The organism is Streptomyces flavidovirens DSM 40150 (assembly GCF_000429085.1).
Classification (GTDB): domain Bacteria; phylum Actinomycetota; class Actinomycetes; order Streptomycetales; family Streptomycetaceae; genus Streptomyces; species Streptomyces flavidovirens.
In genome coordinates this window covers 158,502-173,744 of the sequence record NZ_AUBE01000014.1, presented here as the reverse complement: position 1 = coordinate 173,744, position 15,243 = coordinate 158,502, and the positions used below count along the sequence as shown (strand labels likewise).

At 70.2% G+C, this 15,243-nt stretch carries 16 protein-coding genes; 14 read left to right on the top strand and 2 right to left on the bottom strand.

The annotated features are described in order from the left end of the window. Positions 1-5: 5 nt before the first annotated feature. Complete coding sequence (locus G412_RS35330) at positions 6-674, top strand: 4'-phosphopantetheinyl transferase family protein (protein WP_157839144.1); 669 nt, start codon at positions 6-8, stop codon at positions 672-674. 5 nt (positions 675-679) lie between these two features. Here the strand turns inward: G412_RS35330 and G412_RS0120455 are convergent, their stop codons facing one another. Both G412_RS0120455 and G412_RS0120450 read right to left on the bottom strand, forming a co-directional pair. Then, the gene (locus G412_RS0120455) at positions 680-2,086 is read right to left on the bottom strand and encodes a class I adenylate-forming enzyme family protein (protein WP_037649332.1); all 1,407 of its coding nucleotides are present in this window, start codon (positions 2,084-2,086) and stop codon (positions 680-682) included. A gap of 231 nt (positions 2,087-2,317) precedes the next feature. Next, positions 2,318-3,397 (bottom strand): alpha-hydroxy acid oxidase, encoded by a 1,080-nt coding sequence (locus tag G412_RS0120450; RefSeq protein WP_028813708.1) that lies wholly within the window; start codon positions 3,395-3,397, stop codon positions 2,318-2,320. A gap of 165 nt (positions 3,398-3,562) precedes the next feature. Here G412_RS0120450 and G412_RS0120445 point away from each other — a divergent pair, with 165 nt between their 5' ends. From G412_RS0120445 to G412_RS0120385, 13 genes are all read left to right on the top strand, one after another. Next, the gene (locus G412_RS0120445; protein ID WP_028813707.1) at positions 3,563-4,207 is read left to right on the top strand and encodes a TetR/AcrR family transcriptional regulator; all 645 of its coding nucleotides are present in this window, start codon (positions 3,563-3,565) and stop codon (positions 4,205-4,207) included. Positions 4,208-4,252: 45 nt separating this feature from the next. After that, positions 4,253-5,203, top strand: a complete 951-nt coding sequence (locus tag G412_RS0120440; protein ID WP_028813706.1) for an alpha/beta hydrolase — start codon at positions 4,253-4,255, stop codon at positions 5,201-5,203. A gap of 4 nt (positions 5,204-5,207) precedes the next feature. Further along, entirely contained in the window at positions 5,208-6,548 is a 1,341-nt protein-coding gene (locus tag G412_RS0120435; RefSeq protein WP_028813705.1) for an aminotransferase-like domain-containing protein, read from the top strand. 144 nt (positions 6,549-6,692) lie between these two features. Then, positions 6,693-7,313, top strand: a complete 621-nt coding sequence (locus G412_RS0120430) for a TIGR03086 family metal-binding protein (RefSeq protein WP_028813704.1) — start codon at positions 6,693-6,695, stop codon at positions 7,311-7,313. A 17-nt stretch (positions 7,314-7,330) separates the two neighbouring features. Continuing rightward, entirely contained in the window at positions 7,331-7,591 is a 261-nt protein-coding gene (locus G412_RS0120425; RefSeq protein WP_028813703.1) for a hypothetical protein, read from the top strand. A 29-nt stretch (positions 7,592-7,620) separates the two neighbouring features. Beyond that, the gene (locus tag G412_RS35325) at positions 7,621-8,586 is read left to right on the top strand and encodes a ferritin family protein (protein WP_157839143.1); all 966 of its coding nucleotides are present in this window, start codon (positions 7,621-7,623) and stop codon (positions 8,584-8,586) included. After that, a complete protein-coding gene (locus G412_RS35320; protein WP_051338493.1) occupies positions 8,576-8,914 on the top strand; it encodes a holo-ACP synthase in 339 nt (112 codons plus the stop codon). The genes G412_RS35325 and G412_RS35320 overlap by 11 nt, the downstream gene beginning before the upstream one ends. Continuing rightward, positions 8,911-9,336, top strand: coding sequence for an acyl-CoA thioesterase (locus G412_RS0120410; RefSeq protein ID WP_028813702.1), 426 nt, complete (start codon positions 8,911-8,913; stop codon positions 9,334-9,336). Before G412_RS35320 ends, G412_RS0120410 begins: the two co-directional genes overlap by 4 nt. Continuing rightward, positions 9,333-10,850, top strand: a complete 1,518-nt coding sequence (locus tag G412_RS0120405; RefSeq protein ID WP_028813701.1) for an AMP-binding protein — start codon at positions 9,333-9,335, stop codon at positions 10,848-10,850. The genes G412_RS0120410 and G412_RS0120405 overlap by 4 nt, the downstream gene beginning before the upstream one ends. 46 nt (positions 10,851-10,896) lie before the next feature. After that, the gene (locus G412_RS0120400) at positions 10,897-11,703 is read left to right on the top strand and encodes a carbon-nitrogen hydrolase family protein (RefSeq protein WP_341860597.1); all 807 of its coding nucleotides are present in this window, start codon (positions 10,897-10,899) and stop codon (positions 11,701-11,703) included. 135 nt (positions 11,704-11,838) lie between these two features. Continuing rightward, positions 11,839-12,624, top strand: coding sequence for a DUF4142 domain-containing protein (locus tag G412_RS0120395; protein WP_208857912.1), 786 nt, complete (start codon positions 11,839-11,841; stop codon positions 12,622-12,624). A gap of 90 nt (positions 12,625-12,714) precedes the next feature. Continuing rightward, positions 12,715-14,055: an MbnB/TglH/ChrH family RiPP precursor modification enzyme gene (locus tag G412_RS0120390; protein ID WP_028813698.1), complete on the top strand. Its 1,341-nt coding sequence runs from the start codon at positions 12,715-12,717 to the stop codon at positions 14,053-14,055. Between the two features lie 7 nt (positions 14,056-14,062). Beyond that, on the top strand, positions 14,063-15,097 hold the full coding sequence (locus G412_RS0120385; RefSeq protein ID WP_028813697.1) for a TIGR04222 domain-containing membrane protein: 1,035 nt from the start codon (positions 14,063-14,065) through the stop codon (positions 15,095-15,097). Positions 15,098-15,243 lie beyond the last annotated feature (146 nt).

Here is a 15,243-nt window from a genome sequence, read left to right as displayed (position 1 = left end):
TCTTCATGGACAGGCATCCGGGATGGTCCCCGGACACGGTGACGGTGCTGTGGTGCACCACGGACGGCGACGAGCGGCGCAAGGCGCATACCTTGGTGGTGCGGGCCGCGGCCGGGCTGCTCGATGTCGCGCCGTCCGAGATCTGGTTGGAGCACGAGGCCGGAGGCCGTCCGGTGCTCGGCGGTGCCGGCAAGTCACTGCACGTCAGCGTGACTCACGCGCGCGGGGCTCTGGCCGTCGCCCTGACCGGCCTGGCCCCCGTGGGTGTGGATGTGGAAGTGGTACGGCGGCTGCGCGCCGCGGCGATGGCCCGGGCCTGGCTGGACCCCGCCGAGGCGGCGTGGGTCACGGGACTGCCCGAGGAGGATCAGTCAGTGGCGTTCCTGTGGCTGTGGACTCAGAAGGAGTCGGTCGGCAAGGCGCTCGGCCAGGGGCTCCGGCAGGGCGGCATGAGCCGCCAGGTGCCGCTGCCCCGGCGGTGGCCGCCCGGCGAGGACGCGCCTGTGGTGGCGCGGCGCCTGCCCGGCGCACCGGACGTGGTGTCCGCGGCTGTCATGGTGGACGGCGGACGGCGTGTCATCGGTCTTGCGCTGCACGAGGGCACTGTGGGTGCCTCGCGCGCCGACGACCTCCGGCTCGATGTCCGCCGGGTGTCCGCCGCCGCGTTCGGCTGAGCCGGTCAGACACCGGCGGCCGACCGCGCCGCGGCGCGGAGGACGTCGGCGTTGCGGACGGGCTTGCCGGTCGCGGTGCGGGGGAGTTCGGACAGTACGTGCAGGGTGCGGGGGCGCTTGTAGGGGGCGAGGCGGGCGGCGAGGCAGTCCGCGAGGCCGTCGAACACGGCCCGCTCCTCGACCATCACGAAGGCTTCGATGCCGGTGCCGTGGACGACCACGGCTTCGGTGATGCCCGGCAACGCGGTGATGGACGCCTCGACTTCCGAGAGGTCCACCTTGAGTCCGCCGATGGACACCTGCGAGTCGAGCCGGCCGAGCACGGTCAGCAGACCCGTGGCGTCGTCGAAGCTGCCCGCGTCCTTGGTGCGCAGCCAGCCGTCCACGTAGCGGGAGGGGTCGGTCTGTCCGACGTACGGTGACGCCGGCAGGCCGAGCAGGATCTGGCCGTCCTCCACCCGCACCCGCATGCCTGGCGCGGGGGTCAGGCCGGGGTGGGTGGAGCCGGTGAGGTCGGCGGCGATGACACCGGCTTCGGTCATGCCGTACATGACGCCGAGCTCGGCGCGGTAGCCGTTGGTGAACCGCTCCCTGACGTCCTCCCTGACGAGTTCGCCGCCGGTGATCATGCGGCGAAGCTGGGGCAGTCGGGGCGGTGTCTGGGCGGCGGCGAGGACCGCTGCCTGGGACGGCACGCCCAGGATGGTGGTCGGTTCGTCGCCTGCCGCGACGGCCTTGAGGATGCCGTCGACACTCTGGCGCGCGGGCAGGACCACCTGCGTGCCACTGGCGAGGCCGTACAGCAGTCCGCCGACCAGGCCGAGCACATGGACGATGGAGGCCAGGACCACGGTGCGTTCGCCCCGGTGGGGGAATCCGTCGAGTCGTCCGTACCGGTCGATCTCCGCGAGGAGGCTGCCGGCGGTGCGGCCGATCACCTTGGAGGGGCCGGTCGAACCGGAGCTGAGCTGGAGCAGGACGTGCGGCGATTCGGCCTGGCGGCCGCCGCGCAGGGGGGTGATCCGGGTGCTGACGTCGAAGAAGCCGCGGAGCGTTCCGCTCACTTCGGCCACCGGCTCGACGACCAGTTGCGGCGCCAGCCGCGCGATGGCCTTGCCCACCTCGTGCGTCGTCAACCGGTAGTCGAGAAGGGCCACTTGGGCTCCCGTACGCCATCCGGCGAGCATCGCGACGATACAGCCGAGAGAGGGCGGCAGCCGCAACGCGACCACTCCTCCCGCGGCCAGCCCGGCCGCCTCGAAGCAGGCTTGTTCGGCCGCGACGAGCCGGCGGAGTTCCGCCCGGCTCACTGCTTCGCCCAGGTGCAGGGCGACCTGCCTCCCCTCACCCTGGAGCAATATGTCATCGACCCAGGCGCCCTCGGTGCACCTTTTCGGCGCCGTTTCCCCCATTAGAATCCCCACCCGTCTGAAACATCCCCTCGGCGTCAGCCGTATTCCCCCGGCGACAGATCCATCGTTACTTACTACCACTGAGTAATCAAGGGAAGATTTCTGTTAAATTACTACTTGCAAGTAGGCCGGTCGATCCGGCCCACATTTCCGTTTTTTGGCATGCCGAAGGCCCCACCCACCCGACGAATCCGATGAATGAGAATTAGCCGATTCGTTGAAACGTCCAGTTCAATAATGAACAATTGCCGAATTCCCGAAGTCCCGCACGTGAGCGGCACCCATGAGCGCCATCACCTCTTCGAACTCATCCAGCAGCACCTGGAGGACGGACGAGACGCCGGCACTTCCGGAATGGGCCAGTCCCCATAGGGCCGGGCGGCCGATGAATACCGCATCGGCCCCCAGGCACAGCGCCTTCGCGATATCCGCGCCATGCCGAATGGACCCGTCAAGGATCAGACGGCATCGTCCGTCCACGGCCTCGGCGATCTCGGGAAGAGCATCGACGGCCGGGATCGCGAAATCGAGCTGACGACCTCCGTGATTCGAGACGACAAGCCCGTCGACGCCGTATTTCACGGCGAGCTCGGCGTCCTCGCGTGCGAGCACGCCCTTCAATACGAGCGGCAGAGAAGTGCGCTCCCGTAGCCACGCGAGATCCTCCCAGGTAATGGAAGGGTCGAACTGTTCCTTCGAATGCCGCGCGATGGCGGACTCGCCCGCCGTGCCGCCATGGGATGTGGACATGACGGACGGGTCCATATTCGCCGCGCGGATCCCCGCGGGCACCGCGAACCCATTGCGGGCGTCCCGTGGACGGTGCGCCACCCTCGGTGCGTCGACGGTCAGCACCAGCGCCTCGTAGCCGGCGTCCTCCGCCCGCCGGACCAGGTCGACGAGCGACTCCCGCCTCCTGAGCCAGTAGAGCTGCAGCCACAGGGGCCCGGTCGCCGCCGCCGCGATGTCCTCCAGCGTGCGGCTCGCGAACATGCTGACCGTAAGCAGCGCACCCGCCGCGCCGGCCGCACGCGCGGTGGCCACCTCGCCCTCGGGATGCGCCAGTTGGTGGTACGCCATGGGGGCGATGCCCAGCGGGGCGGCCAGTCGCGAACCCAGCAGGGACACGCTCGGGTCGCACGCGGAGACATCGACGAGGCAACGCGGGCGCAGGCGGAGCCGGTCGAGCGCGGCACGTCCCGCCGAGAGCATCGACTCGGTGCCGCTGCCCCCTTCGAGGAAGTCCCACACAGGCCCGTCCAGGCGCTCCTTTGCCGCGGCCCGGTACTCGTACAGCGTCAGCGCTGCCACTCTTCGTCCCCCCGTACTCACGTGACCCGTGCACCAAACTAAACGCACGGCCGTACAGTAACTGTACTCTTGCACACTGTCCGCACGGTCGTCCACTTAGTAGGGTGAGGAGTCCGACCGCTGGGACACCGACCTTCCCGCACAGGGAGATTGAGGAGGTGGTGCGTGACCACGACCCGCACCGATGGGCGGATCGCGCGCGGAAACCAGACCCGCCAGTTGATTCTGCGGCGCGCCGTTGAGATCGCATCGGTGGAAGGCCTCGAAGGGCTGTCGCTGGGCCGTCTGGCAGGTGAACTCAAGCTCAGCAAGAGCGGAGTGTTCGCCCTGTTCGGCTCGAAGGAGGAGCTACAGCTCGCGACCGTACGCACCGCCATCAAGATCTACATCGAGTACGTGGTGCAGCCGAACCGCGAACTGCCGCCAGGGATACACCAGTTGTGGAGCATTTGCACGAGCTGGCTCACCTACTCCCAGCAACGCGTCTTCCCCGGCGGCTGCTTCTTCTACTCGGTCTCGGCCGAGTACGACGCACGCGAGGGCAAGGTGCACGACACGGTCGCCGGTGCCCACGGCAGTTGGTTCACCTACCTTGAGCAGGCGATCGAGGACGCGAGGAAAGCGGGCGAGGTCCGTGACGACACCGACATCCCCCAACTCGCCTTCGAACTGGTCGCCTTGCTGGAGATGGCCAACGCCGAATCCGTACTGCACGACAACTTCACCTCTTACTCCAGGGCAGCCGAGGGCATCTTGAACCGCCTCCGCGGCGTCTCGACAAAGCCGTCGCTCCTGCCCGACACACCTTGACACCGCCCGCGGTCCACCGGACCGCGGCCCTGGTCCGGAGGCACCATGGCATTCGATCCACAACTCCAGGCGCTGTACGACCAGCGCTCGGCGCAGGGCGTCCGGCCCTTGTACACCATGTCCCTGGAAGAGGCGCGGGCAGCCGATCTCGCCGCCGTCCAGGCCGACTCGGGGACTCCCGAACCCGTGGAGCAGGTGATCGACGAGTCGATACCCGGCCCCGCAGGACCCCTCCCCGTCCGCGTCTACCGGCCCGCCGGCGAGGGCCCGCTGCCCGTACTCGTCTACTTCTTCGGCGGCGGCTGGACGCTGGGCTCCATCGCCACCAGTGACGCGATCTGCCGGAGCCTGGCCAATGCCGCCGTGTGCCTCACCGTCGCCGTGGGCTACCGCCTCGCGCCCGAGCACAAGTTCCCCGCCGCGCCGCGGGACTGCCTCGCGGGCGTGCGGTGGGCCGTCGAGAACGCCGGGCGGTTCGGCGGCGACGGCACGCGCGTGGCCGTCGGCGGGGACAGCGCGGGGGGCAACCTCGCCGCGGTGGTGACCCTCATGGCGCGTGACGCGGCAGGCCCGGACATCCTGGCCCAACTGCTCGTCTACCCCAACACGGACTACCTGGCGGACACGCCGTCGCGTCGCGAGAACACCGATCCGCTGCTCTTCAACGACAAGTCCGTGCAGTGGTACTGGGACAACTACCTGGCCACGCCCGCGGACGGCACCAACCCCCTCGTCTCCCCGCTGCGGGCAGCCGATCACTCCCGGCTGCCGCAGGCGCTGGTGATCACCGCCGAGTACGACCCGCTCCGCGACGAGGGCGAGCAGTACGCCGAGCGCCTGCGGGAGAGCGGCGTACCCGTTGAGGCCACCCGTTATCCGGGCGTGGCGCACGGCTTCTTCGCCATGGCGGGGACCCTCGACGCCGGCCGCCGCGCCATCGAGCAGGCCGCCGCATACCTGCGAACCGCCTTCGCCGGCGCCACGACGAGAGGCTGATCCCATGGCAGACACCACAGCGCCCGGAGCGCCCGCCGGGGCCCTCGACCTGGGCGAGCTGCACGCCTCGCTGACGGATCCGGTGCTCGACGCGATGAACTTCCTCAACGAAGTCGTCGCACGCTTCCCCGAGGCCATCTCCTTCGCGCCCGGCAGGCCCTCCGAGGGCACCTTCGAGCCGGAGGACATCGCACGCCATCTCCGGTCCTACGCGGACCACTTGGAGCGGGAGCTCGGCTGGTCGCGCGACCAGGTGCGGACCCTGCTCTTCCAGTACGGGCGCACCAACGGCGTCATCCACGACCTCATCGCCCGCACCCTGGCCAACGACGAGGGCATCTCCGTGAGCCCGGAGTCGGTGGTCGTGACGACCGGCTGCCAGGAAGCGATGCTGCTCACCCTGCGCGCCCTCTTCGCGCGCCCCGAGGACACGCTGCTGGTCAGTTCACCGTGTTACGTCGGGGTCACCGGGGCGGCACGGCTGCTCGACATCGCGGTGCGCCCCGTCGGGGAGGGCGCCGATGGTCCGGACCCGGAGGCGGTCCTGGCCGCCGTACGGGAGACCAGGGCGGCGGGGCGGCGGCCGCGCGCCCTGTATGTGGTGCCGGACTTCGCCAACCCGTCCGGCGCGAGCATGACCGTCGCCGCCCGCGAACGGCTCCTGGAGATCGCCGTACAGGAGGACCTGCTGATCCTGGAGGATGATCCGTACGGGTTCTTCGTCCGGGTCGGGTCCGCCAGGCCCACGCTCAAGGCCCTGGACCGCGAACGCCGCGTCCTGCACCTGGGGTCGTTCGCCAAGACCGCACTGCCCGGCGCGCGCGTCGGCTATGTGGTGGCCGATCAGGAGGTCGTGGGCCCCGCCGGCGAGCGGACCCTGCTCGCCGACCAGCTATCCAAGATCAAGAGCATGACGACGGTCAACACCTCCGCCATCAGCCAGGCCGTCATCGGAGGACTCCTCATCGAGTCCGGCTGCCGGCTCCGCGAGGCCAACGCCGACGCCATCGACTTCTACCGCACCAACCTCAACACCCTCCTCGCGGAGCTGGAGCGGCACTTCCCCGCCGGACGCCGCCAGGAGCTGGGGGTCGACTGGAACCAGCCGGACGGCGGTTTCTTCCTCGTCGTCCGCGTACCGTTCGTGGCCGACACCAAGGCCCTCGAACACTCGGCACGCGCCTTCGGCGTGCTCTGGACGCCGATGAGCGACTTCTACCTCGACGGCGGCGGAGACCACCAACTCCGGCTGTCCTGCAGCGCCCTGCCCCCGGAGCGGATCGCCGAAGGCGTGGGCAGGCTGGCCGCCTTCATCACCGAGCGGGCGGCGGAGGCCCTCGCGTAACGACCCGGGTGCGCGCGGAGCGGGAGCACGAGGCCGTGGGGCCCGGCCGGTCAGGACCGGGCCCCACGGCTTTTTCTTACCGGCTAACTAACTAAACGTACGGTCGTGCTATTGTTTTACTGTCCACTCGCCGAAAGGATCCGCATGGATATCCGGAAGTTAGACCGGACGGCAGTGCTGGAGACCGTACGCCTACTGGAACAGGCGACAGCCGACACCTGGGAGGCCCCCACTCCGTGCGCGGACTGGAACCTCCGTGAGCTGGTGGCCCACATGACGGGCCAGCACCACGGCTTCGCGGCCGCCGCGGCCGGGGGCGGCTCCGACCTCTGTGCGTGGCAGCCCGCCGAACTCGGTGACGACCCGGTGAAGACCTATCGCGCCGCCGCCGAGGCGGTCCTCGACGCCTTCGCCCGACCGGGCACCCTCACCCGCGAGTTCAGCCTCCCGGAGATCAGTACGACGACCACCTTCCCCGCCTCGGTCGCGATCGGGTTCCACTTCCTGGACTACGTCGTGCACGGCTGGGATGTGGCCCGGACCCTCGGCCTGAACCCGGAGCCGGACGACGACATCGCCGAGGCCGCCCTGGTCTTCGCCCTGCGTGTGCCCGACGACGACCGCAGGCTCGGCCCCGCCGCACTGTTCGCACCTGCCCTGGCCCCGGTCCGTGGAGCGCCCACGCTCGACCTCGTCCTGGCGGCGCTCGGGCGCACGCCCGGCTGGACGCCTCCGGCCGCCCCCGCGACATCACCGCAGCACTGACCCACAGGGAGACATCCATGCTCACCGAACTCAGGACCAACATCGCGCGCCGGCTCGGCCTGCCGCAGGAAGAGGTGTTCGACGGGCGGCCGCTCTCCGCCGTCCTGGTCGCCTCGCCGCACGCGATCAACTCCATCGACCTGCTTGACGCGTTCGCGGGCGGCCTCGCCGACGTCGGTGTCGACGACGACGTGGAACTGCCGACGATGACCCTCGACCACACCGCCGAGGACGTCGTCACGGCGCTGGGCAAGCAGCTCGCCACCACCTCCTCCTGAACGGAAGGGCGTCCCGACCCATGTTGATCATGACCGACATCGTCAAGGAGCTCCGCGCGGGGGCCACCATCAGCGATGTGCTGCGCGTCCAGCAGAGCTACCACGAGCAGCGCCGCTGGGGCACGGACAACCTCTTCGACGGCCGCCGGCTGTCCCGTCCGGCCCCCGGCGACAAGGCCGCGCTGTGGCACGCCTCCCGCGCCGAGCTGACCACCCAGCCCGCCGGTATCCGGCTCGCCGTGGACGGCGTCAAGCTGGCCGGCGAAATACGCGAGTCGAACCCGCTCGGGGCCGACGTCCTGCACATCGCCGCGGCCTGGTCGGCGCGCTACTGGCTGGAGGAGGAGGCGCACCACGAGGTCGCCTTCGGCCGGCTCATGGAGATGGCGGGCATCGACCCGATCGACGAGGGCGAGGTGATCGAGCACCGGGGCCCTTTCCCCACCGACAACTACGCGCGGGTCTGCATTCTCCAGGCGTGTGTCGAGATCGAGGCGTGTGTGTCGTACGGCTGGCAGTCCCGCACCACCAAGGACGGCCTGGTGCGTGACGTCTTCCACACGGTCATGAAGGACGAGGTGCAGCACCGGCAGTACTTCGCCTCCTTCGCCAAGGCGCTCGTGGAGTCCGGGGTCTACCCCATCAAGGACGTCCTGTCGATGGCGTACACCTGGGTCCGTCCCGACGGCGGCGAGACGTTCGGCTCGGCCCGTGACGCCCAGACCGAGCGCGAGGGCTTCGTGAACTGGTGGGAGCGGACCCGCACCGCCGAGGAGGAGTTCGGCCTCGGCGACGAGGCGCTGCACGAGGGTTCGGTGCACGCGAAGAAGCTGACCAGCGTGTTCGCCCTGGTCCGCGAGGTGACCGGAATCCACACCCAGTCGTATGAGGATCTCAAGCGTGCCTACTTCGCCAGCCTGCGGACGAACGATGTCGACCGGATTCGATCTGCAGTCCGTAACGGAGCTGCGCGCGAAGCCGCACTTGCTCGATAGCGGCGTCCTGTTCACCGACGGCGAGCGCGCGCACTGCCACTCCCGCCCTGACCCGTACACCTCCTTGGCCGGGCTGTTCTCGGCCAAGGAGGCCTTCGTCAAGGCGCTCAGCTCCCTGGGCGGCGCACCGGCCCACACCTTTCCCGAGGTGGAGGTGGTACACGGCCCTGCGGGGCAGCCCCGGATACAACTGCACGGGCAGATCGCCCAGTGGCACCGGCAGCAACGCCTCGCCATGGAAGTGTCGATCAGCCACACCGGTGATCTGGCCGGTGCGGTGGTCGTACTCCTGGCCGAGCCGGCGAGAAGCGGAGGGCCGGCCTCATGAACACCGTCACACCACAGGAATTCGAGCACACCTGTGAAGTCGCCCTGCGCCCCAACGACTTCGACTGGGCCGGACATCTGAACAACAGTGTGCATGTCCAGCTTCTCGAGTCGGGCCGCTGGCAGTGGGGGCTCGCCCTGGGAGTCGACCTGCGGGACAGCTCTCTGGTGGCCGTGGTCCTGCAGCTCCAGCTCGATTACCTGAAGGCGGTCGACTGGGACCCGGTGGGCCGTCTCTTCGTCCGTACGTCGCTGGCAGGGCAGTCCACGTACAGCTTCACTCTCACCCAGGACATCGAGCGGAGCGACGGCACCGTTGTCGCCCGGGGCCGGGTCCGGCTGGGGCTCGTCGACCGTGACACCAAACAGATTCACCGGGCCGACCTGCGGTCCCTGTTGAACGTTCCGGGAAGGGCGGCATGACCGCGAGCACGCTGCAGGAGGCCATCGCCGGACAGGCCTGCCGGCACGACGCCACCGTCACCTTCGGTACCTCCGCCAAGCGGGAGTGCCTGACGTACCCGGTGTTCGCCGAGCAGATCGCGGCGGCAGCCGGTGGCTTCGCGCAGCAAGGGGTACGCCCGAAAGACCGGGTGATGCTCCGCATCAGCAGCTCCCGTGAGGGTGTGCTTGCCTTCCTGGGCCTGATGCATCTGGGCGCGATCCCCGTCTCCGTAAAGCCGCGCGTTCCAGGGGCGATCACCGGGCAGTACTTCTCGATGGTGATGCGGCAGCAGCGCGTGCGCCATGCTTTCCGCATCACCGGACACGGCCTGAACGAGCTCCAGTTGGTGCTCCGTCCGCAGGCCACGCCCGAGCCCGCCCCGGCTGACCGTGACGACCTCGCGTTCATCCAGTACACGAGCGGCTCCACCGGAATGCCGCGTCCCATACCGCTCAGCCACCGTGCCGTGCTCGGCAATATCGAGGCCATCCGAACCGTCGCAGGCATGAAGCCGGGCCACGCCGGGCTGATCGCCCTGCCGCTCCATCACGACATGGGCCTCATCGGGGTACTGACCTCCCTGGTCCAGGGAATCGACCTGGTGGTCGAGGACCCGGGCACCTTCCTGCGCAGGCCCATGGCGGCACTGCGGCTGGTGCGGGACGCGGAGGGTGTGCACAGCGCCTTCCCCGACTTCATGCTCCGTTATCTCTCAGCCCGGATCGGGGAGGCAGCGGAGGGACAGGAAGCACCCGATCGGCAGCTTTTCAGCGCCTGGCGCACCGTGTTCTGCGGGGCTGAACCCATCCGCCCGCAGTCGGTGCGCACCTTCCTCGACGCCGCCGGGCCCCTGGGATTCGACTCGACGGCACTGGTGTTCTGCTACGGACTCGCCGAGGCGGCGCTGATGGCCACCTCGCACCGCTATGTGGACGCGGGCGCCAGCTTCCGAGCGGACGGGCCCACCACAGCCGCGTGTCTCGGCAGCACCATGCCCGGCCTCGACCTGCGCATCGTGGACGAGTCGGGACTCGACTGCGCGGAGGCGGAGGTCGGCTCGGTACAGCTGCGCGGAGCCACGCTGTTCGACGGCTACGACGGGGGCACCGACCATCGCACCACCTGGTTCGACACGGGCGACCTGGGGTGTCTGCGGTCGGGCCGGTTGTATCTGAGCGGCCGCAGAGGCGACCGTATCTCTGTCAACGGCGTGAATGTCTTCGCCACGGACATCGAGCAGGTGGCCGCAACGGTTCCCGGTGTCGCCGAGTGCGTGGTCCTGCCGTCCGGCGAGTCATTCGCCGTCGTCGTCGTGCCGGAGCGGGCCCGGCACATCGACACCGCCCAGGTCGCCACCCGTGTGGCTGCCGACTTCGGTATGGCTCCGGAGCGCGTGATCGAGGTGACCCACAGCGCCGTCACCCGGACGGCGAGCGGAAAGCCCGCCCGTACCCATATGGCCGCGGAACTCGAACAGGGAACTCTGCGATGACCCCCGTCAGTGCCTGCAAGCACATGGGCCGGTACGCGGGCCGCGCTTGCGCCGTAGAGAGGGCACGCCGTTGCGCATAGCGTTGAACCAGATGCTGTCCGACTCCGATCCCCGGCGGAATCTCGAGATCATCGAGGCCGGTATCGCCGAGGCGGCCGGGCACCAGGCAGACCTCGTGGTGTTTCCGGAGGCGGCCATGGCCCGCTTCGGGACCCCGCTCGCCGCTGTGGCCGAGCCGCTGAAGGGGCCGTGGGCAGAGGCCGTACGCGCCATGTCGGCCAGAGCCGGTCTCACCGTCGTCGTGGGCATGTTCACTCCGGGCGACGGCGGCCGGGTCAGAAACACCCTGCTGATCACAGGGCCGGGTGTCGACACCCACTACGACAAGATCCACCTCTTCGATGCGCTCGGCTACACCGAGTCGGAGACGGTGGCGCCCGGCCGACAGCCTGTGACCTTCCAGTTGAACGGCCTGACCTTCGGCGTCGCCACCTGCTACGACGTCCGCTTCCCCAGCCTCTTCCACGAGCTGGCCGCGCGGGGTGCGCAGGCCATCCTGCTGCCCGCTTCCTGGGCCGACGGCCCGGGGAAGGCGGACCAGTGGGACGTTCTGGTCCGCGCCCGCGCACTGGACAGTGGTGCCTGGGTCCTCGCTTGCGATCAGGCCTCACCGCGGTCCATTGGCCGGGACCCTGGCACCGAACCCCTGGGGATCGGGCGCAGCATGGCCGTTTCGCCATCCGGGGAAGTGCGGCACCAGCTCGACGCTGCTCCTGGCCTGCTCATCGTCGACCTGCACACCACCGAGCTGTCCGCGTCACCGCGCTGCGTCGCCGGGCGGCGCGGGGCCTGAACCGGATTTTCGCCGCGCGGCGTTGAACGCGTCGGCTGCGTCACACGTACCTACGAATACTTGCAAGTAGGTTGTCCGGCCGCTCGGCAGGCGGTTGGTTCGACGGTGTAACGCATCGGCTCGGGAGACACTTTGTTGCGACGCATCAACGGAACAGCACTCATCATCGCGGCACTTGTCGCCACCATCGGCGCACTCGCCTTCCCGGTGTGGTCCTACGCGGACCGCTCGGGCACCGGCCAGGCCAACCTCAACGCCTCCACGGTCGCCACCCAGTGGGGCCCGCTGTCCGCCACCGACCGGGACTTCCTGGTGAAGGTGCGGCTGGCGGGCCTGTGGGAGCTGCCGGCCGGACAGCAGGCGATCGAGCGCGCCCCGAGTGAGGCGATCAAGGAGGCCGGTGACCACCTGGTCGTCGGTCACGCGGACCTCGACAAGCGGGCCCGTTCGGTGGCCGCGCAGCTCAACGTTCCGCTGCCGAACCAGCCCAACGAGCAGCAGCAGGGGTGGCTCAGGGAGCTGTCGGCGGCGAGCGGTCCGGAGTACGAGCGCAAGTTCGCCAACCTCCTGCGCAACGCGCACGGCAAGGTCTTCTCCCTCGTGGCCCAGGTGCGGCACACCACGCGCAACGCGCTGATACGGCAGTTGGCGACCGACGCGAACCAGACCGTCCTCGACCACATCACCATGCTGGAGGCCACCGGTCTGGTCGACTTCGACGCCCTGGCGAACGAGGCCGCGGGCAACACCACGGCGAGCCCGACCGGGCCCCCGCCGCCCGACGGCTCGGTGACGGTCCCGTCGCCGCCGGCCGCCGTACCGACCGGTGACCAGACCTTCACCTCCCGGCCGTCCGCGCAGCCGGAGGGCGAGATCGGCAGCCCGGCGGTCAACACGAACCGCCCCGAGCCTTCCCCCTAACCTCAAATCAACCTCTGAACGTCCCCTCCTCTGGATTCGGCGCGGCGCGCCGGGGCCATTACCCCTGCACGAAGCAGAGGAGGGGGACACATGGAACGTCTTGGACGTCTCGGTACGGGTATCGGCTGGCGCCCGGAGATCGCCGACGCGGTGGAGGGGCTGCCCGGCATCGACTGGGTCGAGGCGGTGGCGGAGAACCTCTGCCCCGGCCACCTTCCCGACTCCATCCTCCGGTTGCGCGCCCGCGGTACGAAGGTGATCCCGCACGGCGTCTCGCTGGGCCTGGGCGGCGCGGACCGCCCGGACGCGGCCCGGCTGGCGGACCTGGCGGCGACGGCCGAGGCGCTGGGCGCCCCTCTCGTCACGGAGCACATCGCGTTCGTACGGGCGGGAGGCCCCCTCACGGCAAGCCCGCTTCTGGAGGCCGGGCACCTGCTGCCGGTGCCGCGCACCCGGGACGCGCTCGACGTGCTGTGCGAGAACGTGCGCATCGCGCAGGACTCGCTGCCGGTGCCGCTGGCGCTGGAGAACATCGCGGCGCTGATCAACTGGCCGGACGAGGACATGACGGAGGGTCAGTTCCTGGCGGAGCTGGTGTCACGGACCGGCGTCCGCCTCCTGATCGACGTGGCCAACCTCCACACCAACCACGTGAACCGCGGCGAGGATCCTTCGGCGGCGCTCGACGAGCTCCCGGTGGAGGCGATCGCGTACGTCCACGTGGCGGGCGGCATCGAAAAGGACGGCGTCTGGCACGACACGCACGCCCACCCCGTGTCCCGGCCGGTCCTCGACATCCTGACGGACCTGCGCTCCCGCACGGACCCGCCGGGCGTCCTCCTGGAGCGCGACGACAACTTCCCGCCCACGGAGGACCTGGCCAGGGAACTGACCAGAATCCGCACAGCCCTGACGCCCCCGGCACAGCGCGCCGAGCGGCCGCAGGCCACGCCCCCCGCAGCTCCCGAGCGCGGCGAAGACCCCGTCGTCGGGGTGCCGGCGGGTGCTCGGCGGGGTGACGACGCCCGTATCCGGGTCGCGCTCGCGCAGGCCGCGCTTCTCTCCGCCCTCGTCGCCGGAACCCCCGTCCCCGCCGGCTTCGACTCCGCGCGCCTGCGCGTCCAAAGCCGTGCGCTCGCCGGGAAGCGGGCCGACGTCGTGGCCAAGGTCGCCCCGGAGCTCCCGCAGCTCCTGGGGGCCGCCGCCTACCGCGACGCGTTCCTGGCGTACGCCAAGTCCCGGCCCATGTCGGCCGGTTACCGGCGTGACGCACTTGACTTCGCCGAGCACCTGCTGGCCACCGGCCGGCCGGGGGACGAGGCCGCCCGCAGGCAACTGACCGTCTGGTGGCAGGACCGCGCGGGCCCGCGCCCTCCCCGCCGTACGACCCGATTCGTCCGTGCGGCGCGTGCCGCACTCGTCAGGAAGTGACGCGCCGATGACCACGACCGTCCTCGCCCTGCTCATCGCACTCGCCATCGTGGCGGTCTCGATCATCCTGTTCCGGGGCACCTCCGCCCTCCGCCGCGGCCCGGCCGGCACCGGGCCCGTCCCCCTCCACGACCTCATGGAGGTCGCGTTCCTGAACGGCGGCCCCTCCAGGGTCGTGGACACCGCACTCGCCACGATGCACTCCGACGGCCGCCTCGCGATCGGCGGCCCCGGCATCGTCTCGGCACGGAGCACCGTCGCCCACGGCCCGGTGGAGCGGAGCGTGTACGCCGAACTCGCCGCCGCACCCAACGGCGCGCTGCACAACCTGCGGTACGCCGTCATGCGCGGCGAGGCGGTGCAGGAGATCGGCGACAGCCTCGCGTTCCGCGGCCTGATGGTGCCGCCGCAGGCCGGCCGCAAGTGGCGCACCGGCAGTATCGTCCTGCTGATCACCTGCATACTCGGTCTGCCCGCGTGCATCGTGACTGCGATCGCGGTGAGCGTCGCGGGGCATTCCGCCGTCCCGTTCATCACCCTGGTGCTGCCCGCGCTGGTCTGGGGAATCGTGTGCGGCGCCGTCAACGCGGGCAGGGCGGCCGCCCGTGTCACCCCGGCGGGCCGCGCGGCGGCCGCCGCGTACGCCGCCTCGCACGCGGACCGGACCGCCTCCGGCCACCTCGTCGCGGTGCGCGGCCTGCGGGCGCTGCCCGACCGCGCCCTGTGGGAGCAGTTGCACACGGCGGCGCGGCTGACACCGGGCGGCTCCCGCACCACGTCCCGCACCACGTCCCGTACGCCGTCGACGGACAGCGGCACCAGCACCACTTACGCGGCCGCCGCCATGGTGTGGTGCGCGGGCTCCGCCTCCGGCGCTTCGAGCTGCGGCAGCAGCTCGGGGGATTCGGGCTCCCGATCGGGCGGTTCCGGCTGCTCAAGCAGCTCCGGCGGGTCGAGCTGCGGCAGCGGCAGCGGATCCAGTTGCGGTTCGAGCTCCGGTTCGAGTTGCAGCTCGGGCTCAAGCTGCGGCAGCAGCTCCTGACGGGTGGCGGAGCGACCCGCCGATCACTTCCGCGAGGTCGCGGCGGACCATTCGGTCATGAAGCCACGACGCCACGAAGCCACGACGGAATGGTCCACATCGTGAGCCGGCCATGGCTTTCCGGTGGGCTTGTCGCGTAGAACTCC